Genomic DNA, 25967 nt, shown 5'->3' with positions numbered 1-25967 from the left:
AGACGGTGGTTTCCGGATCCATTGATCCCGACGAAGAAGCAGAGCAAGACAGTACCTATTTCGAGTAGATTTTTTTATGAGTCAACGAATGGTCTTTCGTGTAGATTTTAATTTGACGCAACGGGGATTTTCCTTTGGTGGGGAAGTCTCGTATGATAGACAGCGGCAGACGTTCCAATTGAGCCTTTCATTTGGACACCTCCTTGCTCTGCTTCTTTTTTACACAAAGCAAGTATAGGGGGTGTCCACCATGTTTATGAACCTGGGCAGGCAGATTTCCGGGTCCAGGTTCGTGTTCCTCACGCCGTGACGGCGGGGCTCCGCAAACAGGAGCCCGGGATGCCTTGCGTGTGGCGGTATTCCCTCCCGTCCCTCGAAAAGCGCGTGCCTCCCCGTCGTGGCCGGATGACGCATCCTTCAGCGCCGCGCTTCCTTCTGCAGCACCTTGCTCACGATGATCAGCCGGCTGGCGCGGTCCCGCAAAGCCCGCTTGAACTCGACGACCATCCTCTCGAACTCGGGCTCGGGCCTGTAGGCGTAGATGGTTTCCGAACCCTCCCCCGTCCGCAACTCGCGCACCAGCACCCCCTTATCCGCCAGCCTCTCCAGGTAGGGCTCTATATCGGAACCCAGGCGGCCTATGCTCATGGCTATGCTGGTGGGAGAGCCGACGGTATAGGGGTTCTCGTGGAAGAAGAGTATGAGGTCCCAGCTTATGAAGGAATCTATGTATTCCTCCACGAAACTCCCGATCTGGGGATCGAGATTCTCGAAATCAAGCATGTGCCGTCACACCTCTCCCCGGGTACCGGTATATACCCCTCACTTGAAGAACTCCTCGGCCTTCCTCACGCGGCGCGTGACGTATGGATTGCCGCTGAGGATGCCCTCGCGCCCCTCGAAAGCGGACTCCACCCTGACGCCCGTGGGGGTTATGAGCATGCGCCTTATCCTCTTGTCGTGGTCGGAGGCCCGGTGCTTGAGAACGAAGAGGGCCCTGTCTATGCTCGAGCTTATCTCCACGTAGCGCAGTTGTATGATGGTGTCCACGATGTAGGAGAGGCCGGCCTCGGCCACGGACATGTTGCCGGTGATGTAGGCGTCCTCCTGGGTGACCATGGCCGTTATGTCGTAGCGCAGCAGCCCGTTGAGGAAGGTGTACATTATCTCCCTCAGCTCCACCGCGTCCTGCGTGATGCGCTCCAGTTGCGTCATGGAGTCCACGAACACGCGACGTGCCGAGATCTCCTCGATGGTGCGGTCGAAAATGCCGCCAGGTTGCTGTATCTCCCGCAGGAAAACCGCGGGCGTGGTGAAGATGGTGCGCAGCTTGCCTTGCCGCTCGAACTCGCGCAGGTCGAAACCGAGGGAGATGGCATCCCGGTACAGCTGGCGGGGGAATTCCTCGAAGGTGATGATCAGCCCCGGTTCATCGTACTCGCTTATACCCCTGGAGATGAACTCCATCCCCAGGCAGCTCTTCCCAGTCCCGGGAGCCCCCTTGACGACCGCAACGGAGTTGAAGAGCAAGCCCCCGCCGAGCATCTCGTCCAGCCCGGCTATGCCCGTGGGAACTCTCTGGGCATCCTTTCCGGGAATATCTTCCACGACCATGTCCCGCTCCCGCCCCCTTTCCGAACCCGTTCCGGTAGGAACATTTTACAACAGAAGCGACCGCGCCGTCCCCCTTTCCCGCCCTACAGCCGGCGGTCGCCTTTCCCTAGAACCCTCTCTTCCTCACCCCTTGACTTCGCCGCATTACCTATTCGCACTACCTTTTTTTGACGGGACACCTCCCGCTACCTTCAGGCGGTATGAAGGCCGCCCGAGAGAAAGCCCCCCGCAACGCCCTTGCTTTCCACGTGCACATAGGTGTCGGGGCGGCCCGATACCGCCCCGACCGGTTGAAGGACGAGATGCGATGAGGCAGCCTACTTCATGAAGCAATGATGGCAGAAGGAATCGTCGATGTCCTTCCCCATCTTGCTGCAATAAGCCTTGAAACCCCTCAGTTCGAAGGTCTCGCCGTCCCTCAGCTCGCGCAACACGTGCAGGTTGTCGCAGAAATAGAAATCGTCCAGGCTCAGCCCAGCATTTCTGCCCATACTCACCACCTCGTTACTATTGTTGAACAAAACTATATAATTTTCACATTGTCAACTTTAATATAAATGAAAAACAGAATTTGTCAAGACCTTTTTGTGTTTCCGGGAGATCGACAAAAATGCCGCCCTTTGCCCTCTACGGTCCCGGTTGCGGTGCCCGTGCGCTCATGCACGACCCCCCTTACCGCCCGTGGATCCTGCGACGCGGAGGCCATAAGTCGCGACGCCCTAAGGTGGCAAACATGATCGCCCCGCAATGGCCCGCAAGTCATGCGACGTGCAATGAAGCGACGGGCACGTCCCGTAGGTGGAACGTCATAGGACCGATGCGGCTTGTGGAGGTCCCGCCGCTCCCATATAATCTTTGCGATGCACGCAAGGAGGGAGGAGACGTACATGAACCTCGACAAGATCTTCAAGCCGCAATCGGTGGCCATGGTGGGGGCCTCCAACGTTCCCGCCAAGTGGGGATCCTTCCTGCTGGTGAACCTGCTCGCCGGCGGCTACCCCAGGGAAAGGATATTCCCCGTGAACCCGCGGGAGGAGACCATACACGGCCTGCCCGCCTACCGTTCCGTCCAGGACCTCCCCGTGACCCCCGACCTCGCCGTCGTCACCACACCCTCCCACACGGTGGGGGGTGTCCTGGAAGAATGCGCGCGCAAAGGGATAACCCACGTGGTGGTAATCTCCTCCAACTTTTCCGAGGTCGGCGAGGAAGGCGCCCGCCTGGAGCGAGAGCTGGTGGAGATCGGGAGGCGGCACGGACTGGCCGTCGTCGGGCCGAACACCATGGGCGTGGTGAACGCCGTCCATCGCCTTTACGCCGTCGGCGCCCCGCTCCAGCTGCGCCCCGGGAGCATCTCCTTCGTTTCCCAGAGCGGAAACGTGGGCGCCAACATGCTCGGCTGGGCCATGAACCAGGGCATCGGCTTCGCGAAATTCGTCGGCAGCGGCAACGAAGCCCTCCTCGGCGCCGGCGATTTCATCGCGTATTTCGGCGAGGACAGCGAGACCTCACTCATCCTCGCCTACCTGGAGGGCGTGGAGGACGGGCGCGGCCTCATGGAGGTGATCTCCCGAACCACCCGCAAGAAACCGGTCATCGTGCTCAAGTCCGGCCGCAGCGAGGAGGGCGGCAGGGCCGCCATGTCTCACACCGGCTCACTGGCGGGTTCCGACGAGATATACGACGCCGCCTTCAAGCAGGCGGGCGCCCTGCGCGTCGACACCTCCCAGGAGATGCTCGACCTCGCGAAGTCCTTCACCAGGCTGCCCCTCCCCAGGGGCGACCGGGTAGGCATAATCACCCTGGGAGGCGGCTGGGGAGTGCTCGCAACCGACGCCACGGCCATGGAGGGCCTGAGGCTGGCCGCACTCGACGACGACGTAATGGAGGTCTGTGACCGCCTCCTTCCCCCTTTCTGGAGCCACGGCAACCCGGTCGACCTGGTGGGCAACATCTACATGGAAACCCACCTTGCCATCATGGAGGCCATGGCCGCCTCCCCCGAGGTCGATGCGCTGGTGGTTCTGGGCTCGCTGGGCACGGGAACCATCATCGGCCTCAACGTCCTCGTCTCACAGAACCTGATAATGGAGATGAGCATGGACGCCATGAAGAGTTTCTTCATGGAGTTGAAGGAGCGCAACCTGCGCCTGCTCTCCCGCGCCAAAGAACTCATGGCGGCTTACCGCAAGCCCATCCTCTTCGTGGAGATGCAGTTCATAGGCGAGGAGAACCTGCGTGACCTCGAGGCGGGAGAGACGGTCATCTTCACCGCCCCCGAGAAGGCCGCCGCCATACTCGCCAGGATGCTGCGCTACCGTCGCCACCTGGAGAGGTTGGGGACCCTAAAAGAATAAGCCCCTTGCGGGGCTTGCATGCGGTCAAGAGGTCGCCGGTCTGCCGGGTTCTCAGATGCTCTCCACGAAGCGCGGCTTCAACCTCTCCAGGTTCCACACCGTGTATATACCCTCGGCCGGGCAGTTGGGAAGCGGCTCGTTCTCATCCTTGTGCTCGTACTCGAACCCGCACTTATCGCAATAGTACTTCCCCGCCGGGGCCTTTACTCCCGTCGTTAGTATCTCGCCGTGCTCCGTCATCTGGTTCACCTCCGTACCTTTTCCAGCGGTTAAAAAGCCCGCCGCTCCTCGCCTCGGGCCATCATCATTTTGTTCCCTTCCCCCGCTTTAGTCAACCCCGCCCATCACCCTGTTCACCGTCTCCAGCAGCTCGCCAATGGTGAAGGGCTTCACCAGGCAGGCCTCGACCTTTACCTCGCCCTCCTTCTCGATCTCCTCCACCGCCCTCTTCATGGCGGATATGATGATCACCGGCACGTCCGCCATCCCCTCGCGGCTCTTGATCTCCCTGTACACCTCGATTCCGTCCACGTGCGGCATCATGAGGTCCAAAAGGATGAGCTCAGGTTTCAGCGACTCCAGCTTGGGGACGATCTCGCGGCTCTCGGTAAAACCGGCCACGCGATAGCCGTGCTTCTGGAGGATGATGGACACGAGGTCGATCATGTCCGGGTCGTCCTCTATGTAGGCTATCGTCTTCATCTTTGTAAGCTCCGTTTGTCAGCGACGGCCTCACTTAATATATCGTGCGCGCCCGCGCCCCCCTTGAGAAAAAACGGTAAATACTTACAGCGTCCCATGCCCCCGTTTCCCCCGCTCAGAGGCCCCTCATGTACTCGGGTCGCAGCACCTGCGGCCTTCGCAGCCCTTCGTCGATCGCCTGCAGAAGCTTCTCGGTGTCCCTGGAAAGAATACCCTTTAATGGTAAGTAGTTGGAAGCGTGGTTGGTGCGGAAAACGCAGCCTTCCAGCCGGCAGCAACTTATGAACTCGCGCAGCTCGCGCAGGAGCCCCTCCTGGTCCGGGAGGACGAAATCGCCCCTTTCCTGCTCATCGTAGAGGGGCGTGCCCGGCACCACCATCAGGGTGAGGGCGCTCAGGTAATGCGGGTTCATCCTGCTCACGGCCTCGGCGCTGAGACGGGCATGGCGCAGGGAGCCCTCGCGTCCCGCGAGACCGAGCAGGACTATGACCGAGGTGAGCAGGCCGCATTCCCTGGCCTTCACCACCGCCTGCACCATCTCCTCGCAGCTGTCCTTCTTGCGAACCCGCCTCAAGACCTCGTCGTCTCCGCTTTCCAGGCCCAGGTAAACGATCCCCAGGCCCAGTCGCGCCAGGTGTGCCAGTTCCTCGCGCGTCTTCTCGTTAATGTCACTGCCGTTGGCGTAGATACCAACCCTTTCCAGTCCAGGAAACGCCTCCCTCAGACAGGAGAGTACGGCAGCGAGACGTTCCGTGGGAAGGCAGAGGGCGTTCCCGTCGGCCAGGAATACACGCCGCGTGTAAGGCATGAGGCGCCCGGCGACGGCGATGTCTTCCCTCACCTCCTCCAGCGGCCTCTGACGGAAGCGGGTTCCCTTGTAGGTAGGGCAGAAGGTGCAGGCATTGTGGGAACACCCGTAAGCCACCTGCAGAATATAGCTGTCCGCCTCGCTGGGCGGCCTGATGACCAGGCCCTTGTATCGCATCCCTCACCTTCAACCGACGACGGGAAATCCCCGCTTTCCAAAGAGTATACCACTTCTTGACCCGCAGTTTACCACGGGTCATATCTTCTCGCCCTTATCCGCGCCCGCACCCCCCTCGCCGAGCACCTCGCTGATGGTGCGTGGCCTGCCGTGGAACTCGGCCCAGCTCCCGTCACGGAAGAGCAGGCCCTCGAAGCGGCGGTAGAGTTCTTCGTCTACGCGGGGACCGACGCGCGCGGTGAAAAAGTTCGCCGCGTCGAGGCAGACGTTGGGCTCGTCCGTCTCGTAGTACATGAAACCCGCCTTTTCCAGGTAGCGCAGGAGCATGCGCCGGTAATCCTCCTTGCTCAGGCCGCTTCCCTCCAGGTCCCAGTGCCAGGTGTAACCGGTGCATATGACTATCTTGTCGTCGATGGCTGGGTCGCGCAGGCCGCACTCCATCATCTTGTCCGCGATCCCCATGCCCCTCCAGTCGCGGCTTACCTCGATTGCCATCGCCTCCACCAGCCCCAGGCCGGAGAGCTCACCCCATCTCTCAGCCTGGCTGGGCGGCGCGATGACCACGAAGCCCACGATAACGCCGTCGTCCGTGTAGGCGAGGATGATATTGCTGCCTTCCCTGGCGGCTATGCGTTCAAGGGCCTTCTTCTCCCGCGAGGATGGGTAATGGGGCGCGGCGAAGATGCCCATTCCTTCATCCAAGCGCAGCGAGGCTATGAACGAGGGCTGTGCCCTCGTCCTCACCCAGACCCTGCCGCGCGGCGTGTCCAGGTAGTCGTCCTCCCCGTTATGCGGCCCCACTCCATTACCTTTCACGGCACTCACGGCAACTGCACGACGCGTTCCCGCCCGCCCTCGTTATGCGCTTACCTCCCGCGTACTAGACGCATACCGCGGTGTTATTTTTCCTCCGATCGCGGGTATACGCTCCCGCTTACCCTATAATATACAGGGAACGAGGCTTGCAAACCCGCGCAAGGGAGCCGGAGGGTATGCAGAAGAGCGGCACGCGCGCAGTGGAGGAGGAGCTGGCGGCGCTGGCCGGAGACGCGCCCCGCAACAGCATCCACGCCATAAACCAGCTGGCATCCGAGACGAAGGAGCGGATCTACTCCCTGCTCATCCCGGAGCGGGTTTTCGGCATGTTCTCTATCGACCCCCTCACCTTCCGCAACCCCTCGGGGGAACGGGTGGTGAACGTCATCGCGCCGCGACAGGCGGGCTTCGCCATAATCGAGGTGCGCGAGCACCCAGATGACCGGGACTGCATCTTCTTCCTGGAGATCGCGGACACCGCCTTCTTCAAGGTGGAGATCACCTTCCTCATCGTGAACGACCCCCGTTCCCCGCGCTTCAACACGGACATAGACGACGCCGGAAGGCGGACCAAGTTCGGCACCGCCCGCCGCAACATCCCCGAGGAGATAAGGGCCATGCAGGCGGGCCTAGCCCCCGGCCAGGTGAGGCGGGGCCTCCACATGCTCAAGGATTTCCTCCCCCTCGTCCTGCGCTTCGTCTCCGCCATGGGCCACGATATGCTGGTGGCGGAGCCTCTCGCCTACCACGACGCCATCATCTTCGAGAAGTACGGCTTCAATTACATGCGCGGCAGGAAAAAGATGGAAGATATCGACCGGGGTTTCCGACCCGGGGGCGACCTGCTGCCGAGGCTGGACGGCAGCACCCCCTTCCGCATGCCGGGCATGGAGAAGACGGTGCGCGGCAGGAGCTGGGCCATCCACGACGGCATACTCGGCGAACCGTGGAAGGACGTGGAGATGTACCGCCACGTGAGGCAGGCGGCGTCCGTCTGCACCTTTCCCGGCTGGGTGTATTGAGGATGGGGGTTTATAATGGCGGTGAAGTCACCGTCCGCGTGATCTCACGCCCGGAAGGAGGAAGCGATGCTGGTAAGGGAGCGTATGAGCGTAGACCCCATCGTCCTCTCCCCCGATGACACCCTGCGCGAGACGAAGCGCCTCATGGAGGAGCACGGCCTGCGGCGCTTCCCCGTCGTGGAGGGAGGCAGGCTGGTGGGCATCGTGACCGACCGCGATGTGCGCCGCGCGGACATCAGCTCCGCGGTGGTGCACGAGAGGAGATACGTCGACTACATACTGGATCGCATACAGGTCAGGGGCATCATGACGCCCGACCCCGTCACCGTCTCCCCGCAGACCCCCCTGGAGGAAGCCGCCCGCCTCATACTCGAGAACAAGATCGGCGGGCTGCCGGTGGTTGACGGTGGGAAGCTGGTGGGCATCATCACCGAGACCGACCTCATCAAGACCCTCATGGAGTTGCTGCAGGCCGGCTGAGGAGGCCTACCCCGCCGCCGCAAAGGCGCGAAACCCGCGTTGACACTGCAGGAACGCGGTGGTAATTTTTTCTCCATACACCGGTGAGAGGGTGGTAGCATGATCGTCGTCATGTCCCAGGACGCGACCCGCGAGCAGATCGATGCGGTGTTGCGCAAGATCGAGGAGTTCGGCCTCAAGACCCATCCCATATACGGCGTGATGAAGACGGTCATCGGCGTCATCGGCGACGACAAGACCAAGGTCGTCGAGACCATGGCCGGATATCCAGGCGTGGAGCGCATCATCCCCATCCTCAAGCCGTACAAGTTCGCCTCGCGCGAGACGCATCCCCAGGACACGGTGATCGACGTCGCCGGCGTGCGCATAGGCGGGGACAGGGTGGTGGTGATGGCCGGACCCTGCGCGGTGGAGAGCAGGGAGCAGATCCTCAACACGGCGCGGCTGGTGAAGATGGCGGGGGGGTCGATACTGCGTGGCGGAGCCTTCAAGCCGCGCACCTCGCCCTACAGCTTCCAGGGCCTCGGCGAGGAAGGGCTGCGCTACCTGGCGGAGGCGCGCGAGGAAACGGGGCTGCCGGTGGTCACCGAGCTCACCGACCCGCGCATGATAGACGTCTTCTGCCAGTACACCGACATCATCCAGGTGGGCGCACGCAACATGCAGAACTTCGTCCTCCTCACCGAGATAGGTAGGAGCGGCCACCCCGTGCTGCTCAAGCGCGGCCCCAGCGCCAAGATCGAGGACCTGCTGCTGGCCGCCGAGTACATCATCAAGGAGGGCAACAGGAACATCATCCTCTGCGAGCGCGGTATCAGCACCTTCGAGACCTACACCCGCAACACCCTCGACCTCTCGGCGGTCGCGGCGCTGAAGAAGCTCTCCCACCTGCCGGTGGTGGTGGATCCCAGCCATTCCGTGGGGATCGCCTCCCTCATCCCCGCCATGTCCCTGGCCGCGGTGGCCGCGGGGGCAGACGGCCTGCTCGTCGAGATACACCCCAACCCCAACGCCGCCCTCTGCGACGGACCACAGTCCCTCGACTTCGAGTCCTTCAGTACGATGATGAACAGGATCCGCAAGGTGGCGAAGGCCATCGGGCGCGAGGCCTGACGGCGGGGCGCGTGAGCGGGGGCTAACCGCCCCTCAGGCGACGTAGAAGGCGAGGCCCGGAACCCCCGAGATGGACTGCACGAACTCCGCCTGCAGCTCCTCCTTGAGCGGAAGGCGCAACATGAACATGTTGACCTCCACCCGCTGGTCCCTCTCCTCCGTGCGCAGCGGATTGGGCACGGTCATGAAGGCATGCAGGCCGCCCGCCGCGGCGTAGAGCTCGTCGAGCAGGTTGCGGTCCTGGTCGCGGTAGATGCCGGCAAGAGAGAACTGCGTGGCGTACTCGAAGAACACCACGCGTGCTATGCCTATGACCTTCCCCTGGTAGGAAAACCCGTACACCTCGAGGGGCGATATGGACTGCGGGTGCCGGAAGGCGCCGCTCTCGACGACCTTGAAGCCGGGAACCGCCTCTTCCAGCCCCGTTATCACCTCTTTTCCGTCCCGCCCCTCTCCCGCCAGGCAGGTGAGCCCCTTGAAGACGACGCCTCCCGCAATGAGCACCCGGGATTGCGCGGGCATGGAGGCCAGGACGCCGCTCGTGATGAGCGCCGTCCCCGCCTCCCCCTCAAGGACGCGCTGCAGGGTGTCCATGTCCACCCCGAAGGCGTAGAGATTCGCCCTGCGCCAGCCCTCGCGCTCGTTGTCCGCCAGTATCCCCACTCCTGGCGTGTGGTTGAAGTAGTAGAAAAACGCCCTGTGTTTTACCAAGCGCCTGCCACCACCTTTATGTCGACGCCGCTATCTCCTCCGCTCTACCGCCACTCTTATCACACACTCCTTTCACACACTATATTCTTCTCGCTGCCCCCTGTGATACCTTTTACATGATAATACTTTTCGCGCTGCGGAGGCGACGGCTGCGAACCGCCAGCAGGGGCGTCAGGCGCACGCGTGGCGGAACACAGCGTCACGGGTCACGTCCCGGGGGAGGCGATGGCTATGATAAGGTTCCTGATCGGGTGGCCCATCTTCAGGGTGGTTGCGGCCTTCTACCATTACCGCTACTCCGGTTACGAGAACGTGCCGCGCAGGGGTCCCCTGCTGGTGGTGGCCAACCATAACAGCCGCAAGGACCCCGTGGCCATCAACCTGGCGCTGAAACGGCCCGTGCGCTTCATGGCCAAGAAGGAGGCTTTCGACCCGCGCAATGGCCTCTTCGAGTGCCTCATGGTGCGCATCTTCTTCGCCTACCCGGTGGACCGCGAGAGGCCCGGGCCGGAGGCCATACGACGCACCATGCACTACCTGGATAAGGGCGACTGCGTGGGCATCTTCCCGGAGGGCACGCGCCACGACGATGACAAGCTGCATCCCTTCACCCACGGCGCCGCCTACTTCGCCTGGAAGACCGGGGTCCCCGTCCTGCCCGTGGGCATCGAGGAGAAAAAGGGCGAGTACTATCACATAAACATCGGCAAGCCCTTCCGCGTCCCGCAGCTGCAGGGAAGGCCCCACAAGGTCCTTCCAGAGATCACCCGCCTCATACGGGAAAAGGTGCGGGAGTTGCTGCCCCCTGACTGGGAAGACCTGGAAGAGGAACCGGAGACCTGAGGGGCCGCCCCCGCAGGCGTCTCCCGCAAGCCTTTCCGCTTCCCGCCGTCATTCCCCGCAGTAGGGCTCAGGACAGCCCTGCAGCCAGAGGTTGATTATCGTCTCGAAGAGGACGGGGACGTCCAGGTTGGCCTCGCGGTCCACCACGGCGTCGATGACCGTGGGGCGGTCGGAAACGTCCGCCTCCTCCAGGGCGGGGCGTATGTCCTCGGGGTCCTCAACCCGTATCCCCCTCGCCCCCATGGCCTCCGCCAGGAGGTCGTAGCGCGTCTCGCCGAAATCGACGCCGCAGTAACGGCGGCCGAAGGCGGCGTGCTGCGCCCCCTTGATCATGCCCCAGGCCCCGTCGTTGGAGATGATGTCGACGATGGGCAGCCTGCAGCGCACCGCCGTTTCCAGGTCCTGGCAATGCATCATGAATGACCCGTCGCCGTGGATGATGTACACCGGGCGGTCGGGGTTGGCGAGCTTGGCCCCCATGGCGAACCCTATCCCCGTGCCCAGCTGTCCCGTCCCCTCCGCCCAGAGGTAGGAGCGGGGGCGGTAGACGCGGCCGGCGATATTCGTCCACAGGGCGGTGTTCCCTCCGTCCATGACCAGGATACCGTCCCTCCCCAGGAGCTCCACCGCCTCGGTGATAAGCCGCAGGGGATGTATGGGCTTGGACTCGGAGCGCGCCAGCTCCTCGTAACTCTGCAGGGCCTGCTCCTCCAGCTCGCGGTAGCCGGCGAGGAAATCCCTCTCCTCCACGGGCCCCGTTTCCTGCTTCACGCGCTCGATGATCTGGCGCAGCACCTTCTTGGCATCGCCTATGATGCCCAGGTCGAACTCGCGGTTGAGCCCTATGTTCGAGGGGTCTATGTCCACGTAGATGAACTTCTGCGACGCCGGGTCGCCCCACATGTTGGGCTGCCCCCAGAAATCGAGCTCCGACATGGTGCACCCCACGCTGAGCACCACGTCCGACGTGGACTCCGCCATGATGGCCCCCATGCCCTTGGGGAGCAGCACCAGGGGATGGTCCTCGGGCAGCGCACCTCTCCCCGAGACGCTGGTGGTCACCGGGATGTGCAGGTACTCGGCCAGCTCGCGCACCTCGTCCCAGGCCTTGGCGCGCATCACACCGCCGCCGCTGTGGATGAGGGGGCGTTCGGCGGAGAGCAGCATGCGCACCGCCTCCTCCACCGCCTCCGGGTCCCCGCAGGGGCGCACTTCGCTGCGATAGCGCTCCGGCGGCAGGAAGGCGCTCTCGTCCATCTCGCCGCTCTGGAAGAGGACATCCACGTTGATGTCCAGGTGCACGGGCCCCGGCCTGCCCGTGGTGGCCTCGCGGAAGGCCCACCTCACCAGGTCGGGTATGCGGTCCCAGCGGTTGACCAGCGCGTTCCACTTGGTGATGGGGCGAAAGAGGGCTATCTGGTCAAGCTGCTGCTGGGAGCCCTTGAAGGGGTAGGAGCGGTCGGAGTGTATCTGCGGGGTGATGACCACCATGGGGATGCTGTCGTTGTAGGCCACGTAGACCCCGGACACCAGGTTGGCCGCACCCGGACCGACCGTCCCCGTGCACACGCCCACCATGTCGGAGGTGCGGGAGACGGCGTCGGCCATGTGGGCGGCCACCGCCTCGTGACGCGTGGTGATGAAATCCATGCCGTTGGGCCTGCCCACGCGCGCGATGGCGTCGGTGAAGGTGCACAGCTGGCCTCCGGGGATCCCGAAGACCCACCTCACGCCCTCCTTGAGCAGCGCCCTTACCAGTACCTCTCCTCCGTTCATCAGGGCCATGTCACTCTCCCTCCTTCTCGGTTCCTTTTCCCCGTTTCCTCGACCCGGACTCCCCCGCTCCCGCTCGCATCTTCGCACCCCGCGGGGCGCCGTCCGCTCCCTTCAGCGCAAGGGCTTCCCCAGGTCCCGCAGGGATACCCCGAGGGCGCGCGCCGCCTCAAGCGCGCCCTCCCTTTCGCGTATGTCGCCGGCGCGGTCCACCCCGGAATAGGTAAGGGATTCCCAGTCCGCGACCTGGATGATATGGAAGAAATAGGTAATCGTCGGCCGCGTGCACGCGAAGGTCTCCGGCCTGTCGCGCCCGCAGCAGGATATAAAGAAGCCCCTCCTCAACGCGGCGAACCCCGGTTCCACCGGTTCGATCTTCAGCACGTAACGCGCGGACCAGAAGCGCTGGCAGCGATCGATGAGCGCCTTGGCCTGCGCGCAGATGTTCATGGAGAATATGGGCGCGGCCAGGGCGACGGCCCCGGCGCCGGTAAGATGAGGGTAGATGTCCTGCATCTCGTCCTTCTGCACGCATTCCCCGTCAAGGAAGCAGGCGTCGCAGGCGCGGCACGGCCTGATGTCCATGGAGGCCGTGCGGAACTCCACCACGCGCAGGCCGGCTTCCCTCGCGCCCTCCACCAGCTCCTCGAGCAGGAGCGAGGTGTTGCCCCCGCGCCTCGGGCTGGTGTAGAGGGCAAGGAGGTAGCGTTTCTCCTCATCCATGACCGGCTTCACTCCTCCACCGCATAACCTTTCCCGGACAGGCTGACCCCTCGATTGCGACCGCCGCGGCATGCACCGGGGCCTTACCCTCCCCGTGTCATACCACGGCCCACGCCGGGTTTACCCCGGTGCCCGGCCCGCTTTCCCCTCCGCCAGGTCGCCGCGGTTTACCCCGCGGTCTCAGGCCACCGGGCCCGACAGCCCCCGCATCTCGCGCAGTAACTTGTCGTGTTCCTGGCGGATGCGCTGGTATTCCCTCCTCTTGTCGTCCAGCAGCAGGTTGAGACGCTGCATCTCCTGCAGGGCCTCCCTTTCCTCGTGCTCGACCTCCCCCAGCCTCTTGCGCAGTACCTCGAGGCGTTTTCCGCGCTCGATGGCCGTTGCTATCTGCTTGATGAGGGTGTTCAGGAGGAAGAGGTCGACTTCGCCGAAGGCCTGGTTCCTCTTGGTGTTGAGGTTGAGGACCCCCAGGAGCTCGCCCTCGGAAATGATGGGCACGCTGAGGGCGTCGGATATCTTGCGGCGGCTCCGCAGGCGCGGGTCCATGAGGTCGTCCAGGAGGAGCATGCCTTCCCTCCTCTCCGCCACCAGCCCCGCGATGCCCTCGCCCACCTTGATGCGCGCCTTCCGCACCACCTCGCTGCGCAGGCCCTGCGCCGCCTTGATGACCAGGCTGTCGCTGCCAGGGGGGTCGATGAGCATGATGGAACCGGAGGTGGCCTCCATCACCTCTATGGCTCCGGACAGGATGTCCTGCAGCAGGCGGTCCATGTTCTCGAAGGTCATGATCTGCTCGTTGAGGCGCCAGATCATGTCCAGCTCCTTTATCTTCCTCAGGTACCTCTCCTCTCCCGCCGAACCGCTCGCCTCGTCCGCCATGCCCTCACACCTCCTTCCCGCCCTCCGCCAGCCGCCTGCCGGCGATGAGCGCGGCTCCCAGCGCCCCGATGAGCTGGGGGTCCATGCCCAGCGGCTTCATCCTCACCGCAAGCTTTCTCTCCAGTGCGAGGATGAGCCCGCGGTTCTTCGCGCACCCCCCCGACACCGAGACCTCCTCCTCCACGCCCACCTTGCGCACCAGCGACGCCAGCCTGGCCGCTATGGCCTCGTTGATGCCCGCCGCGATGTCCTCTATCTCCACCCCCTCGTTGAGGAGGGTGATGACCTCCGACTCGGCGAAGACGCTACACTGGCTGGTTATCTGCGCCGGGTTGCGGGAGAGCAGCGAGAGCTCGCTCAAGCGCTCGAGCGGGATCTCGAGCACCCTGGACATGGCCTCGAAGAACCTGCCGGTACCGGCGGCGCACTTGTCGTTCATGGCGAAATCCACCACCCTCCCCTGCGGGCTCAATCGGATGACCTTGCAATCCTGCCCGCCCACGTCGATGAGGGTGCGGTCCCCGGGGTTGAGGTGGAAGGCGCCCAGTCCGTGGCAGGTTATCTCGGAGACGTTCTCGTCCGCGAAGGGGATGCGCACGCGGCCGTATCCCGTGCCCACGATGTAGGCGATCTCCTCCCTCCGCGTGAGGCCGGCCTCCCGCAGGGCTATGTCCAACGCCTGCTCCGCCGTGATCTCCGGCCGCACGGCGCAGGGGATGACGGAGCAACCCAGCACCTCCCCGTCCCCCATGATCAGCGCCTTGCCCGTGGTGGAGCCGACGTCACACCCCGCCACGTAAATTCTCGCCGCCTCCATACGCGCTTCCGCCACCTCTCCTCCGCATCCTTCGGCCGCAGTTGACGACCGGGAAACGAGGCCGACCCGGACACACGTTAATTCTAACAGATGGGAGGTCCTGCATCCCTTCCGCCCTTTTTCCGTCGCGGTCCTTTCTTCCCTTTTCCGGCGCGACGCCTTTCCATCGCCCGCCCGCGGCGATGCGCACCCCGGATGCCTGGCGCATGGCGCCGTTGTCCTCGCTGCATGCTAAAGTAAGCGGGGGTGGAGCAGGACGTCGCGTGGCCGGCGAGGCGCGCCGTGCGCCGTCCTCGTGCGGCCATCATAACGGCCTCTATCGAGCGTTGCGCACGCCTCTCCGCCGCCGCTAACATCTGGTGAAGGGAGGTCGACGCGGCCTCCGCGGCGAAATGGATGCAGGACGCCATGTGGACCCTTAAAGGGAGGGTATTATGGACATCACCTTCATAGAGGCGAGGGATCTTCCGGACGCCTGGTTCCAGTGCGTCTACGGCATCTTCGAAAAAGGGCGCGAATACGTGATAGATAGGGGGAGCTTCAAGGGCAGCCGGCGCAAGGAATACGATTTCGTGGTGGTGAAGGTCAACTACCCGGAGACGAGGCCCCTCATACCGGACATCCCCCCCGGCATCGGTCTCCCCCCGCCCACGGACATGGATTACGTGCACGAGTATCTCGAGAAGCTCTGCTCCTCCGCCTCCCGCGCGGAAAACGAAGACTACACCTACGGCATGTACCTGGAGGACCAGATACAGGAGGTCATCCGCATGTACCGCGAGGAGGGCTTCGGCACCAACCAGGCCTGCATGGCGGTATGTGACCCCCAGTCAATCTACCTCGAGGACCCGCCGTGCCTGCGCCAGATAGACACCCGCATCTATCCGGAGGAGAGGAAGCTGCACTTCGTCGCCTACTTCCGCTCCTGGGACCTCTGGGCCGGTTTTCCCGCCAACCTCGCCGGCATACAACTGCTCAAGGAATATATGGCCGATGAAATCGGCGTGGATCCCGGCGAGACCATCGCCCTCTCCAAGGGGATGCATCTCTACGACTACGCCTGGGATATAGCCAAGATAAGGCTGGGCCGTTTTTGAACGCGGGGATTTCGGCTTGCGGCACACGGGAATCCCGGGCCATGGCGACTCCAGGCGATAACCCGTTCGCCGTGCCCGAAAAAAGGCCTGCAGTCGGTAAGCCGGCCCCCGCGATACGGGAATCCCGTCACGGTCGCCCGGGAATATCACGCGCTTTTCCGCCATGTAAACCGGGAGTTAATATTTGCCAATTCCCGTGAAATTCTCCCGCGATTTCTATATACTCCCGGCAACACTTCGTTTATAATGATGCAAAGCGGTAACCGCACACTAATAAACGCAGGACGCAGGCAGCGGAGTCCATGCTCGCGGCGTCGTCTGACTGGAGGTGAAACCCATCGATCCCCTTGCGGTCGAGCTGAACGAGATCATCCGCGACCATGCTCCCAATCTTTTCCAAACGCTTTCCGCGTTGGGAAGGGAGCTTTTCTTTCCGCGGGGGATCCTCACCCAGACGGCCGAGGCCAAGCAGAAGGCACACCGGTTCAACGCGACCATCGGCATCGCCACCGCGCGCGGAAGACCCCTCTACCTTCGCAGCCTGCGCAAGTACATAAAGCACCTCAAGCCGGAGGAGACCTTTCCCTACGCCCCCACAACGGGCATCATGGAGCTGCGGCAGCTCTGGAGGGAGCACCAGCGCATGACCAACCCGGGGCTGGAGGGAAAGAGCTCGTCCTTGCCCATCGTCACCAACGGCCTCACCCACGGCCTGAGCATCATGGCCGACATGTTCTGCGACGCCGGCGACCGCCTCTTGCTGCCGGAGATGATGTGGGGCAACTACCGCATGATCTTCGGTACCAGGCGCGGGGCGGAGCTGGTCACCTACCCCTTCTACGACGAGGCCGGGCGCTTTAACGTGAAGGGCTTCTACCGGAAGCTCCTCGATTCCTCGCGCACGGGTAAGGTGCTCGTGCTGCTCAACTTCCCCCACAACCCCACCGGCTATTCTCCCTACCCGGCTGAGGCCGCCTACATACGTGACGCCATCATCGAGGTGGCCGAGACGGGGGCGAACCTCGTGGTGGGCGTTGACGACGCCTACGCCGGCCTTCTCTACGAGAACGACCTCTACCCCGAGTCCCTCTTCTCCCTCCTGGCCGACTGCCATCCCCGCGTGCTGGCCATCAAGATCGACGGCCCCACCAAGGAGGACTACGTTTGGGGGTTCAGACTCGGGTTCATCACCTTCTCCCACGACGAGGGGGGCGACCGCCAGGCGGTCTACACCGCCCTGGAAAAGAAGGTGGGCGGCCTCATCCGGGGGACGATCTCCAAGAGCTCCACCCCCTCCCAGTCGCTCCTGGTCAAGGCCATAAGGGCGGTCGGTTACCATGACGAGAAGGCCGAGAACTACCAGCTCCTGCGCGACAGGTACGAGGAGGTCAAGCGGGTGCTCTCGCAGAGCCGCTTCGCGGACGCCTTCTCGCCCTACCCCTTCAATTCCGGCTATTTCCTCTGCCTCAGGGTGCACGGCGTCGACGCGGAAGAGCTGCGCCGGCGCCTGCTCGATTCGTACGGGGTGGGAGTCATCTCCACCGGCGAGACGGACCTGCGCATAGCCTATTCATGCCTCGAAAAGGAACAGATAAGCGACCTCTTTGATATACTTTATACGGCCGTTGAGGAGATGAGGAAAGAGAACGCATCGAGCGAGGAGACGAATGAAGGAGCCCGCATTTAATGCCGAGGGAAAGCCGTCCGGCGGGGACGGCGGCAAACGCATATACATAATCGACGTCACCAACCGCGACGGCGTGCAGACCTCCCGCCTGGGGCTGGCCAAGCTGCAGAAGACCATCATCAACCTCCTCCTGGACGAGATGGGCATATGGCAGAGCGAGTTCGGCTTCCCCACCACCAGGCACGAGACCAATTACCTGCAGGCCAACCTGGAACTCGCCGAGATGGGGGCCATACACCACACGCGCCTCTCCGGTTGGGTGCGGGCCATACCTGCGGACGTGGAGCTGGCCAGGGAACTGGTGCCCAAGCTCCGCCACATCAACATCTCCATCTCCGTCTCGGAGCAGATGATAAAGGGGAAGTGGAACGACCGCTACAGCTTCAAGGACATCGTGAGGCTGATGTGCAGCGCCCTCGACCGCGCCCACGAGCTGGGCTTCACCTCCATCGGGGTGAACGCCGAGGACGCCTCCCGCACCAGCGACGAACACCTGGTGGAGTTCACGCTGGCCGCCAGGGAACACGGGGCGGAGCGCCTGCGTTATTGCGATACCCTGGGATACAACGATCCCTTCACCATCTACGAGCGCATAAGGATGCTGGCGCGCGAGACGGGCATCGATATCGAGCTGCACTGCCACAACGACCTGGGGATGGCGGTGGCCTGCTCGGTAGCGGGAGCCAAGGGGGCCCTTGAGGGCGGGGTGAACGCCTATATAAACACCACCATCAACGGCATGGGAGAGAGGGCGGGGAACACCGACCTGGTCTCCACCATCCTGGCCATCAAGAAGTCCTCTCTCTTCGACGGCGAGGACATACTGGACGATTCCGTCAACCTCATGGCGGCATGGAAGACCGCCAAGTACGCTTCCTACGCCTTCGGGGTGCCCATACCTGTGAACCAGCCCGGCGTGGGCGAGAACGCCTTCGCCCACGAATCCGGCATTCACGCCGACGGCGCGTTGAAGAGCCGGCGCAATTACGAGCTGTACGACTACGAGGAACTGGGCCGCGGCGAGCCGGAAGTCATCGAGACGGGCCGCAACATCACCCTGGGGGAATACTCCGGCATCAAGGGTTTCCGCAACGTCTACGAGAAGCTGGAGGTGGAGTTCCAGTCCGAGGAAGAGGCAAGGGACATCCTCGAGCTGGTGCGCTACGCCAACGTCACCACCCAGAAGCCGCTGGTCGAGGACGAGCTCCTCTTCATCGCCCGCTACCCGGAGCTGGCGCGCAAGATACTCACCCTCGACCTCTCGCATATCAAGATAAAGGGCGCCGTATAGGAGGGGACATGGAAGAGGTTCCGGAGGAGATATTGCGCAAGCTGGCCAGGTACTACAACCTGTTCAAGCACGGCGAGGCCTCGGACAACATCCCCCCCTGGATCCGCAACATAAACAACATGAGCAAGACGGACCTTGAGTACGAGACCAGGGACGCCATACGCAGCTGCCGAGACCTGCGCAGGAAGATGAACGAGCTGGAATACGAGGGCGAGAGGCTCATCCCGGTGAAGAGCAAGCGGGAGAAGGTGATGGAGGAGGTGCGCCGGGAATGGACCTACATGAGCTATTACCTGTACACCCTCTTCCTGCACTCGGGGGTCAAGGTGAGCGAGGAGGAATTCGACGAGTTCCTGCGCGAGGAGACGGGTAGCCGCTCCTTCATCACCAATCTTTCCTCCCAGGCCCGGTGACCCCGTCCGATCCCCGCGACTCCCGGGTCCACCTTACCCGCTTCACAAGTCCCCCTCCCCACGACATCCGCCCCTTTCCGCGCCACGCGCGAACCGCCGGACCAGCCCTGCTAGGTCGCGTTTCCGGCCCCACCTCACGGTCATCATGGAAGGCCACCTGTTCGTATCCGGGAAGGACCGTGTCGGGGAGTCGGGTCATCGCCGCGGCCTCAGCTTCAGCGTGCTCGCCGTGTGCTCCGCGATCTCGCCCTCTTCCATGAGCATGGGGGCATACTCGCCCTTTCTCCACAGCGGCAGGAAGTTGCGCAGGTAGGGGCTGCGGGGATGCGCAGACTGTCCCAGGTCGATGCACCAGCATGATCCTCCCGCCGCGGAGAGGTCCGCGATCATGCGCAAGACGGGTCCCGCGCCCGCCCCGTCCCCGAAACCCTCGCGGTCGGCCAGGGGAGGCAAACCCCGCCCCGACCTCCAGGGCAGTTGCACGAACGGGTGATCGACGTGCGGAGAGCGGTCGACGCTATCCGCGACCCCGCCGCGCGGTAAGGACCGCCGGCACAGCCGCCCGCGCAGGACCCGCGGCACTGGCAGGTAATGCGGAAAGCGCAGGTGGTGCAGGCGCCCCCATTCCCACTCCCGCATGCGCCGTGAGCCGAAGCGCATCTCGAGGCGAACCAGCGCCTCCTCCAGGCACTGCACCACGAGCTCCTCGAAGCTGCCGGCGGTGGGGGGCAGCCACCAACCCTTCCTGTCTACCAGGATACCCTCAAGCGCGGCGTCCGCCGCGCGGCAGGTGGTCGCGTAATCGTATTGCAGCCGGTAACCGAGGCGGTGTCGCAGCAACCTTTCCGAGAGCACCCTGCGCGTGAGGTGACAGATGGATGGCGCCGCGCTTTCCTCCTGCGCCGTGCCGTCCCATACCTCGAGGAGGGGGAGTGCCTGGCGCACCGCCTCGCCGAGGTCGCCGATCATGCGGGCCGCGCGCAGTATCTCGCGGCGCATGAAGTCCCCTCCCGCGTCGTAGCGGTCCGCCTGAACGCGCACGAGGTCCTCCACCGCAAGGCCGCGCCCCTCTCCCAGGAGCTCCCAGATCCTGGCATTCCGTCGCCAAGCCCTCCTCGCCTCCTCGCTCCCGTAAGCTGCCTCCACTTCGCAGCGTCCCTCCGTCGCCACCACCGTGCCTCGCGGCGCACGGGGACAATACGGCATGTCCTCGTAGCGCAGGCAACCCCTCCAGCCGTATCCCCCTTCCCATCCCGGCAGGGGCAGGCTCCCGTCGTGTCCCTCGCGCTGCGGGATCAGTCCGGCGGCCTGGTACGCTACGCGCCCTTCCGCGTCTGCGTAGAGGAAGAAGGTCGCCGGGCCCGGGTAGGCGCGCAGCGCGCGGCGGAACCCCTCCCAGTCCCCGGCCATGTTCAGGTCCAGCAGGCTGCCCACGACGTCCCTGCCCTCCGCCGCGTGATCCACCCACTTGAGCGAGAGGCCCGCGTCGCCGTCCCTCGCTATGAGGGGGCCGCGGTCGGTGAGCTCCACGCGGGCCTCGTGGACGCGCGACGGGAACACACTTATCTCCTCTTCCCTACATTCCAGCTTCTTCCATATCCCCTCCGCGAGGAAGAGGCTCCCTCCGTCCCCGTCCAGCTTCTCCACGAAGACGTCGGCGGCAGCGCAGGACATGGACACGGCACCCCAAGCGATGCGGCGGTTTCTGCCCACATAAATGCCGGGCATCCCTGGAAGCGCGGCCCCCGCCGCATCGTACGACCCCTCGTCGCAGGCGAGGTGGATGAGGTAGAAGAAGGTGGGTTCCGCGTGCGGAAGGTGCAGGTCGTTGGCCAGGAGTGGCGTTCCCCGCTCCACGCGCGAGCCGCCCAGGGCGATGCCGTTGCATCCCGCGACCCGCGCCTGCAGGGCGGGCGTCCACCACGGCGGTTCCTCTCCTTCACCGCGCAGGAATTCCCGCTCGCACCCCTCCGGGGGCAAGGAGCCCTCGCGCCCGGTCTCCCGGGCGCCTTCCTCAGCCTCCCCCTCCCCACCGGGATACAGGGCAAGCGCCGCCTCGTGTCCAAGAAGGCGCGTGATGCGCCCTCTCACCAGCGCTTCCATCCAGGCGGCGTCGGCGTTCCAGGCGAAGAGGAGGTGGCAGAGGAGGGAGTCCTCCGCCGTCCACGGCCGCAAGAGCCGCGATGGCGATAACGCCGGGCCCGCGTGCCTCCCCTTGCCGAAACGCCCCAGGTACGCGTTCACCCCTTCCGCGTAGCAATGCAGGCAGTCGAGGGAGCGCCTCGGCAGGCCTGACGACATCCTGTGCGCCCTTTCCGCCAGCGCGAGGGCGCGCATGAAGACGTCGCTCCGCAGGGCCCTTTCCCCCGCGACCTCGGCAAGGGTGCCGCGCGCGGCCCTGCGCAACATCTCGAGCTGTGCCATGCGTTCCTGCGCCACCAGGTAACCCTGCGCCCTCACGAGGTCCGCGAGGCTCCGAGCGCGAACGTGCGGCACGCCCCAGCGATCGAAGCGTACCTCCACGTCGCCCTCCAGTCCCGGCACCACCGCCTCTCCCTCGTAAAGGGGCGCGGCGCGGCGCGACATGAAGAGGGCCGCCATGGCTACGCCCGCCAGACCCGGCAGAATCTTCCCTGCCGTCCCTCGCAAGAGACCCAGAACGACCTCCTTGCTCCTCTCAAACGGGTATGGGATGTCAACTCCCGCGGACCTTCCTCCGATATATATAACCGAATAATAATCGTTCGCAGCTGCCGACAAAAGGGGTGTCACGACTTGGACGAGCGTGAACTCGCCGAGAAGATCGCCATGCTCCTCCTGGAAAGAGGCCACCTCTACGACGAGGACATCGCCTGCGAGTTCGCCGTCGACGATTTCGAGATCATCAAGGCCAAGAACATCCTCTGCCGCTTCTACGGCATCGCGGTCGAGAAGTGGCACCGCGACGGCGAGGAGAGCCGCCAGGCCCTCTTCCTCACCCCCGATTTCGCCGGGGAGGACGCCGGCGAGCTCATCCACAGGGTGTTCCATGATCCCGCCTTCAAGACGCGCCGGCGCATCAAGGAGGAGGAGCGCAAGGCGGACATACGCGGTGAGGTGCGCGAGATCTTCGACCGCCTCAGGGAGGAGTGGGGCGAGCTTTTCGACCGCAGGGAGACCTGCTGAACGCGCATCCGACGTCCCACCCGAGCCTCGGCGCCACGCGCGATCGCACGCAGATGATAAAGGGTGTCGCCGGACACGTCGCCTTTCCCGTGCGCAAAAGGGAAACGGGAGGCCTTGCGGCCTCCCGCCCATTCTTCCCCGTGCCTACTTCAACTGCTCGCGCGTGAATCCCAGCACGCGCCTTGCGGTCACCAGCAGCTGTATCTGGCCCGTGCCCTCGAAGATGTCGTTGATCTTCGAGTCCCGCATCCACTTCTCGAGGAGGTACTCGCGGGAATAACCGATGGGCCCCATGATCTCCACCGCCTTCTGGGTGATGCGGGTCACCGCGAGGCCGGCTTTCGCCTTGGCCATGGAGGCCTGCAGGTCGTTGCGGAGGCCGTTGTCCAGCATCCAGACGGCCCTCCAGGTGAGCAGGCGCGCCGCCTTCAGATCCGCCTCCATCTGCATGATGTCCCTCTCCAGGGAGCTCATGCGGTGGGGGTTGATGCCGTAGCGCAGCTCAACCCCTTCCTCCTTCAGGGTCTGCTTGATGAAGTCGAGGGCCGCCCTGCCCACGCCGATGGCCATTGCGGCGACCAGCGGCCGCGTGGCGTCGAAGGTGGCCATCACCTTCTTGAACCCCTCCGTCTTCGTCTTGTCCACCACCTCGGGGCTTCCCAGGATGTTCTCCTTGGGGATGCGGCAGTCCATGAAGGAGATGGAGACGGTGTCCGAGCAGCGGATGCCCAGCTTGTCCTCGATCTTCGTTATCTGCATGCCGGGCGTCCCGTGTTCCACTATGAAGGGCTTGATGCCGGCGCGTCCCGCCTTGCGGTCCACGGTGGCCCACACCACCACGAAGCCCTCGGAGTCCTCCAGGGCGCTCTTCCCGGAGGTGACGAAGATCTTCTCCCCGTTGAGCACCCATTCGTCGCCGTCGAGCACCGCGGTGGTCTTGATGTTGGCGGTGTCGGACCCCGCCTCGGGCTCCGTGATGGCCATGGCGCCCCATACCGGCTTCTCGCCCGAGAAGCGCGCGAGGAATTTCTCCTTCTGCTCGGGGGTGCCGCTCGCCTGCACCGCGGCGCCACCCAGGCCGGGTCCCGGGAAGGCCAGGGCTATACCGGCATCCCCCCAGAAGATCTCCTCGATGGTCACCGCTCCCGCAAGGTTCGTCTCGCGGGGCTTCTTCTCCTTGGGCTCCTTCTCCTCCCCCTTGTCCTTCTTCTCGGTGCCGAAGGCGCCCGCCACGCCCCCTCCCATGAACTTCTGCACCATGTTGAGGAGGTCCCACGGTTTCTCGTGCTCGTTCTCGTCGTACTGGCGGGCGATGGGGCGCACGGCCGATTCGGCGAACATGTGGATCATGTTCTTGGTCGCCTTGATGCGCGGAGAGAGCTCGAAATCTATGGTCATCTTCCCACCTCCTTAAACCATGACCATTCCCTCGAAGGTGGCGAACCCGCGCGCGTTGCGGAACCACAGCTCCACGGGGTTGTCCCTCACGTAGCCGTGCCCGCCCATGATCTGCACCCCGCGGTCGCATACCATCATGGCCATGTCCGCCGCGTAGTTCTTGGCCAGGGCCGCTTCCTTCTCGAAGTCCATGTTCCTGTCGCAGCGCCAGGCGGCCTCCCACACAAGCAGGCGCGTCGCGTCGACCTCTATGGCCATCTCCGCGATCATGAAGGCGATGGCCTGCCGAGACCCGATGGGCTCGCCGAAGGCCACCCTCTGGGTGGCGTAATCGCGCGAGTGCTCCAGCGCCCTGCGGCTCATGCCCACCGCGAGCGCCGCCAGGGCCAGGCGCGAGCGCGAGAGCAGGCGCAGGAAATCGCATCCCTTCTCCCCGCCCAGGCGGGCGGACACGGGCACGCGGCAGTCCTTTAACGTCACGGGATAGGTGGCCAGGGCCTTGATGCCCATGTTCTTCTCCCTCTCGCCTATCTCCACGCCCTTGGCGCCGGTGGGTATGATGAAGGCGTCCACGCCGGAAAAGCCCATGCCCGGCGAGGTGGCGGCGAACACGAGCATGCTGTCGGATTCCCTGGCCAGGGATGCCAGGCACTTCCTGCCGTTGATGACGTATTCCTCGCCGTCCTGCTCCGCCACGGCCCGCAGCGAGGATGGGCAGAAGTTGTAGTAGGGCTCCACGAGGGCGCAGGACGCGGCCTTGTAACCCTCGCCGCAGAAGGCGGGGAGGATCTCCTTCTTCTGCTCCTCGGTCCCCTGGTCGAGCACGGAGATGGCCATCACCGAGGGGGCCATGAGATGCATGGCTATGGAAAGGTCACCCCATCCGAGCTCCTCGAGGGCGATGACCCCGGTCAGCGCGGAAAGCTCCTCGCCGAACCCCTCGTATTCCTCTGGGATGCATCCCCCCAGGAGGCCGAGCTCCCATCCCTTTGCGATGACTTCCTCCGGCACCTCCCCCTTCTCGTCGCTTTCCCGCATGGCGGGCTCCATGAGGTCCGCCGCGAAGGAGGCGACGGTCTCCTGGACAAGTTTCTGTTCGTCGTCCAGCTCAAACGAAACCATAAGCTTCACCCCTTAATGCTACCGCTTCTTACTGCCTTTCCCGCTCGCGCGGAGCGTTGCCGTCTCCGCACCAGTCCCCGAGAGGATCCGGACCGGGCAAAAACCGCATGGTCTACTCTTCCTGTGCTGCGTCCACCTCCTCCCTTCTCCGTGCAGATCTCCGCCAGGGGCCTCGTCTCAGCTTCCGCCGAGCGCGCTTCTCAACGCCCGTTTCACGTCGCCCTCGTCGGGTATGAGGGCACGGATATGGTATTCGACCATGTCATCGGTGAGCCTTTCCACATCCTCGTTGCCAGCCAGGAGCTGTTCCATCACGAGATAGACGGTGGAACCCATGATGATCGAGGTCACCACCTCAATGTCGCAAGCTCGCATCATGCCGCGGTCGTACATGATCTGGAACTCCTCCTTGAGCATCTCCCGCGCCAGCCTGGAGAGTTCCTCCACGCGGTCCGAGAAGTCCTCGTCCTTTCCCAATGCCTCCCTGTAGACTATGTGGGTGAGGTCGGGGTTCTCGGCCGCGTAGCGCAGCACGCGCAGCATGTTCTCCCTCCAGGTCCCGAGGATCCTTGAGGGCTCCCGGAACGCGTCGATGAGTCTCCGGTGGTTCTCCTGCAGTATCCTCGTGTAATCCTCGAAGTACGACTCGATGAGCTCGCGGAAGATGTCACGCTTGGACTCAAAGTACAGGTAGAAGGTGCCGCGCCCTATCGATGCCTCCTGCACGATATCCGAGACGGAGGTGAGACGGTATCCTTTCCTGGAGAACACCTTGCTGGCGCTGCGCAGTATATGTTCTCTCCTCTCGGGAGCCGGCATCCTCTTTTTTGGTACTGACATGTCATTACATTATAGGACTACGCTTCCGTAAGTCAATCGCGTGTACCGGTCCACCGCGGCAACCCCGCGGCCCTGTCGCCGGCACCACGCGGTTCGAGATATATCTCGCCCGATCGTTC

At 63.9% G+C, this 25967-nt stretch carries 26 protein-coding genes; 10 read left to right on the top strand and 16 right to left on the bottom strand.

What is annotated here, in order from left to right:
• Nucleotides 1–417: 417 nt before the first annotated feature.
• From H5T73_02815 to H5T73_02805, 3 genes are all read right to left on the bottom strand, one after another.
• Entirely contained in the window at nucleotides 418–783 is a 366-nt protein-coding gene (locus tag H5T73_02815) for a hypothetical protein (protein ID MBC7246700.1), read from the bottom strand.
• A 39-nt stretch (nucleotides 784–822) separates the two neighbouring features.
• Complete coding sequence (locus H5T73_02810; GenBank protein ID MBC7246699.1) at nucleotides 823–1614, bottom strand: ATPase; 792 nt, start codon at nucleotides 1612–1614, stop codon at nucleotides 823–825.
• 317 nt (nucleotides 1615–1931) lie between these two features.
• Nucleotides 1932–2105, bottom strand: a complete 174-nt coding sequence (locus tag H5T73_02805) for a hypothetical protein (GenBank protein ID MBC7246698.1) — start codon at nucleotides 2103–2105, stop codon at nucleotides 1932–1934.
• A 396-nt stretch (nucleotides 2106–2501) separates the two neighbouring features.
• On the opposite strand from H5T73_02805, the gene H5T73_02800 reads away from it, so the two are divergent.
• Nucleotides 2502–3971, top strand: a complete 1470-nt coding sequence (locus H5T73_02800; GenBank protein ID MBC7246697.1) for a CoA-binding protein — start codon at nucleotides 2502–2504, stop codon at nucleotides 3969–3971.
• 51 nt (nucleotides 3972–4022) lie between these two features.
• Here the strand turns inward: H5T73_02800 and H5T73_02795 are convergent, their stop codons facing one another.
• From H5T73_02795 to H5T73_02780, 4 genes are all read right to left on the bottom strand, one after another.
• On the bottom strand, nucleotides 4023–4220 hold the full coding sequence (locus tag H5T73_02795) for a hypothetical protein (GenBank protein ID MBC7246696.1): 198 nt from the start codon (nucleotides 4218–4220) through the stop codon (nucleotides 4023–4025).
• A 78-nt stretch (nucleotides 4221–4298) separates the two neighbouring features.
• On the bottom strand, nucleotides 4299–4673 hold the full coding sequence (locus tag H5T73_02790; protein MBC7246695.1) for a response regulator: 375 nt from the start codon (nucleotides 4671–4673) through the stop codon (nucleotides 4299–4301).
• A gap of 115 nt (nucleotides 4674–4788) precedes the next feature.
• On the bottom strand, nucleotides 4789–5658 hold the full coding sequence (locus H5T73_02785) for a radical SAM protein (GenBank protein MBC7246694.1): 870 nt from the start codon (nucleotides 5656–5658) through the stop codon (nucleotides 4789–4791).
• Between the two features lie 78 nt (nucleotides 5659–5736).
• The gene (locus tag H5T73_02780) at nucleotides 5737–6474 is read right to left on the bottom strand and encodes a GNAT family N-acetyltransferase (GenBank protein ID MBC7246693.1); all 738 of its coding nucleotides are present in this window, start codon (nucleotides 6472–6474) and stop codon (nucleotides 5737–5739) included.
• Between the two features lie 200 nt (nucleotides 6475–6674).
• On the opposite strand from H5T73_02780, the gene H5T73_02775 reads away from it, so the two are divergent.
• From H5T73_02775 to aroF, 3 genes are all read left to right on the top strand, one after another.
• Nucleotides 6675–7496 carry a hypothetical protein gene (locus H5T73_02775; protein MBC7246692.1) on the top strand — a complete coding sequence of 274 codons (822 nt, stop codon included), beginning with the start codon at nucleotides 6675–6677 and terminating at the stop codon, nucleotides 7494–7496.
• 66 nt (nucleotides 7497–7562) lie between these two features.
• Nucleotides 7563–7976 (top strand): CBS domain-containing protein, encoded by a 414-nt coding sequence (locus H5T73_02770; GenBank protein MBC7246691.1) that lies wholly within the window; start codon nucleotides 7563–7565, stop codon nucleotides 7974–7976.
• Between the two features lie 99 nt (nucleotides 7977–8075).
• Entirely contained in the window at nucleotides 8076–9089 is a 1014-nt protein-coding gene (gene aroF, locus H5T73_02765) for a 3-deoxy-7-phosphoheptulonate synthase (protein MBC7246690.1), read from the top strand.
• Nucleotides 9090–9122: 33 nt separating this feature from the next.
• Here aroF and H5T73_02760 read toward each other — a convergent pair whose 3' ends face one another.
• Nucleotides 9123–9800, bottom strand: a complete 678-nt coding sequence (locus tag H5T73_02760; GenBank protein ID MBC7246689.1) for a hypothetical protein — start codon at nucleotides 9798–9800, stop codon at nucleotides 9123–9125.
• A 225-nt stretch (nucleotides 9801–10025) separates the two neighbouring features.
• On the opposite strand from H5T73_02760, the gene H5T73_02755 reads away from it, so the two are divergent.
• Complete coding sequence (locus tag H5T73_02755; protein MBC7246688.1) at nucleotides 10026–10643, top strand: 1-acyl-sn-glycerol-3-phosphate acyltransferase; 618 nt, start codon at nucleotides 10026–10028, stop codon at nucleotides 10641–10643.
• 48 nt (nucleotides 10644–10691) lie between these two features.
• Here the strand turns inward: H5T73_02755 and H5T73_02750 are convergent, their stop codons facing one another.
• From H5T73_02750 to H5T73_02735, 4 genes are all read right to left on the bottom strand, one after another.
• Nucleotides 10692–12428: a thiamine pyrophosphate-binding protein gene (locus H5T73_02750; GenBank protein MBC7246687.1), complete on the bottom strand. Its 1737-nt coding sequence runs from the start codon at nucleotides 12426–12428 to the stop codon at nucleotides 10692–10694.
• 102 nt (nucleotides 12429–12530) lie between these two features.
• On the bottom strand, nucleotides 12531–13139 hold the full coding sequence (locus tag H5T73_02745) for a flavodoxin family protein (GenBank protein ID MBC7246686.1): 609 nt from the start codon (nucleotides 13137–13139) through the stop codon (nucleotides 12531–12533).
• Nucleotides 13140–13319: 180 nt separating this feature from the next.
• Nucleotides 13320–14018, bottom strand: a complete 699-nt coding sequence (locus H5T73_02740) for a GAF domain-containing protein (GenBank protein MBC7246685.1) — start codon at nucleotides 14016–14018, stop codon at nucleotides 13320–13322.
• A 4-nt stretch (nucleotides 14019–14022) separates the two neighbouring features.
• Nucleotides 14023–14820 carry a CoA activase gene (locus H5T73_02735; GenBank protein ID MBC7246684.1) on the bottom strand — a complete coding sequence of 266 codons (798 nt, stop codon included), beginning with the start codon at nucleotides 14818–14820 and terminating at the stop codon, nucleotides 14023–14025.
• A gap of 449 nt (nucleotides 14821–15269) precedes the next feature.
• Between H5T73_02735 and H5T73_02730 the strand changes: the two genes are divergently transcribed.
• The 4 genes from H5T73_02730 to H5T73_02715 all read left to right on the top strand — a co-directional run bounded on the left by H5T73_02730 (nucleotide 15270) and on the right by H5T73_02715 (nucleotide 19323).
• The gene (locus H5T73_02730) at nucleotides 15270–15932 is read left to right on the top strand and encodes a thymidylate synthase (protein ID MBC7246683.1); all 663 of its coding nucleotides are present in this window, start codon (nucleotides 15270–15272) and stop codon (nucleotides 15930–15932) included.
• Nucleotides 15933–16269: 337 nt separating this feature from the next.
• Nucleotides 16270–17619, top strand: coding sequence for an aminotransferase class I/II-fold pyridoxal phosphate-dependent enzyme (locus H5T73_02725; protein ID MBC7246682.1), 1350 nt, complete (start codon nucleotides 16270–16272; stop codon nucleotides 17617–17619).
• The gene (locus H5T73_02720; protein ID MBC7246681.1) at nucleotides 17600–18910 is read left to right on the top strand and encodes a homocitrate synthase; all 1311 of its coding nucleotides are present in this window, start codon (nucleotides 17600–17602) and stop codon (nucleotides 18908–18910) included. Before H5T73_02725 ends, H5T73_02720 begins: the two co-directional genes overlap by 20 nt.
• 8 nt (nucleotides 18911–18918) lie before the next feature.
• Entirely contained in the window at nucleotides 18919–19323 is a 405-nt protein-coding gene (locus H5T73_02715; protein ID MBC7246680.1) for a hypothetical protein, read from the top strand.
• A gap of 195 nt (nucleotides 19324–19518) precedes the next feature.
• Here the strand turns inward: H5T73_02715 and H5T73_02710 are convergent, their stop codons facing one another.
• Nucleotides 19519–21972 (bottom strand): penicillin acylase family protein, encoded by a 2454-nt coding sequence (locus H5T73_02710; protein ID MBC7246679.1) that lies wholly within the window; start codon nucleotides 21970–21972, stop codon nucleotides 19519–19521.
• A gap of 126 nt (nucleotides 21973–22098) precedes the next feature.
• Between H5T73_02710 and H5T73_02705 the strand changes: the two genes are divergently transcribed.
• A complete protein-coding gene (locus tag H5T73_02705; protein MBC7246678.1) occupies nucleotides 22099–22488 on the top strand; it encodes a hypothetical protein in 390 nt (129 codons plus the stop codon).
• A gap of 144 nt (nucleotides 22489–22632) precedes the next feature.
• Here the strand turns inward: H5T73_02705 and H5T73_02700 are convergent, their stop codons facing one another.
• The 3 genes from H5T73_02700 to H5T73_02690 all read right to left on the bottom strand — a co-directional run bounded on the left by H5T73_02700 (nucleotide 22633) and on the right by H5T73_02690 (nucleotide 25848).
• Nucleotides 22633–23886: an acyl-CoA dehydrogenase family protein gene (locus H5T73_02700; GenBank protein ID MBC7246677.1), complete on the bottom strand. Its 1254-nt coding sequence runs from the start codon at nucleotides 23884–23886 to the stop codon at nucleotides 22633–22635.
• 12 nt (nucleotides 23887–23898) lie between these two features.
• Nucleotides 23899–25008 carry an acyl-CoA dehydrogenase family protein gene (locus tag H5T73_02695; GenBank protein MBC7246676.1) on the bottom strand — a complete coding sequence of 370 codons (1110 nt, stop codon included), beginning with the start codon at nucleotides 25006–25008 and terminating at the stop codon, nucleotides 23899–23901.
• A gap of 177 nt (nucleotides 25009–25185) precedes the next feature.
• The gene (locus H5T73_02690) at nucleotides 25186–25848 is read right to left on the bottom strand and encodes a TetR/AcrR family transcriptional regulator (protein MBC7246675.1); all 663 of its coding nucleotides are present in this window, start codon (nucleotides 25846–25848) and stop codon (nucleotides 25186–25188) included.
• Between the last annotated feature and the right edge of the window lie 119 nt (nucleotides 25849–25967).

The sequence above is a fragment of the Actinomycetota bacterium genome (genome assembly GCA_014360655.1).
In the GTDB taxonomy this organism is placed as follows: domain Bacteria; phylum Actinomycetota; class Geothermincolia; order Geothermincolales; family RBG-13-55-18; genus JACIXC01.
The sequence above is the reverse complement of the archived record's forward strand: the minus strand, read 5'-3'. Positions and strand labels throughout refer to the sequence as shown.